Annotated in this window: 1 protein-coding gene; it reads right to left on the bottom strand. The window is 67.5% G+C overall.

Annotated features, from left to right (window positions below; translation table 11 throughout):
* Nucleotides 1-172 precede the first annotated feature (172 nt).
* Nucleotides 173-1,156 carry a sugar ABC transporter permease gene (locus tag AB0M20_RS44855; protein WP_364307717.1) on the bottom strand — a complete coding sequence of 328 codons (984 nt, stop codon included), beginning with the start codon at nucleotides 1,154-1,156 and terminating at the stop codon, nucleotides 173-175.
* Nucleotides 1,157-1,160: the final 4 nt, after the last annotated feature.

The raw sequence follows: 1,160 nt of genomic DNA, 5'->3' as shown, positions 1-1,160 counted from the left end.
GACGGTCACCGCGACCACATAGGCGACCCGATGGCGTTGCAGATCAACGGCGCTGATCAGGGTACGGGTGGCGGCCGGCCCGGTGCGCCGCCGCTTCGGCCTGGTCGCCGGCGCGGCCACCACCTCGGTGAGCGACTGCTGCGGCGGAGCGGTGAGAGTCATCCGAGGCTCCTCAGTCGGCGGACCGGGTCAGGCGCAGGTACAGCGCGGAGAAGGCGCCCAGCACCACGAAGAGCAGCACGCTCATCGCGGCGGCCAGGCCGAAGTCGTTGTTAACGGTGAACGCGTACCGGTAGATCAGCACCATCACGGTGACCGTGTCCGGGCTCGACGTGCCGGTCAGCAGGAACGGCTCGATGAACACCTGCATGGTGGCGATGATCTGGAGCAGCAGCAGGACCAGCATGATGAAGCGCATCTGCGGGATCGTGACGTGCCGGATCCGCTGCCAGACGCTCGCGCCGTCCAGCTCGGCCGCCTCGTACAGCTCGCCCGGGATGCCCTGCAGCGCGGCCAGATACATCAGCGTCGCGCCGCCCATGTTGGCCCAGGTCGAGACCAGCACCAGCGAGATCATCGCGGTCGAGGACCCCTGGGTCCACTGCGACGGCGGCAGGTGCAGCCCGCCCAGGATGGTGTTGAACAGGCCGTTGCCCGGGTCGTAGAAGTAGCGCCACAGCAGCACGCTGACCACCGGCGGCAGCATCACCGGCAGGTAGACCAGCACCCGGAACAGGCCGGTCAGGTGGCGGAACTCGTTGAGCAGGATCGCGATCACGAACGGCAGCGCGAAACCGAAGACCAGCGCCAGGGCGGTGAACACGACGGTGTTCTTCCAGGCGGTCCAGAACAGCGGGTCGTCGAACAGCGCCCGGTAGTTCTCCAGCCCGACGAAATACGGCGGGATGACGAAGTTGTCCTGCTGGAAGCTCAGCACGATGCCCTTGATGAGCGGCCACCACGAGAAGAACGCGAAGCACAGCAGGCCCGCCGCCATGAACGCGTACGCCATGAGGTTGTCCGCCACGCGCCTGCGCAGCGCGCCTGTTCCCTTCGCCGGGCCCGTTCTCTTCGCGGGATTCGTTCTCTTCGGAGCGAGGGCCGTGAGCGCCATCTGCTGCCTTCCTTGTTCCGGGGCCGCCGGTGGCACCACCACCGGC

This window comes from Actinoplanes sp. NPDC051633 (assembly GCF_040681735.1).
Lineage (GTDB): Bacteria > Actinomycetota > Actinomycetes > Mycobacteriales > Micromonosporaceae > Actinoplanes.
The sequence above is the reverse complement of the archived record's forward strand: the minus strand, read 5'-3'. Positions and strand labels throughout refer to the sequence as shown.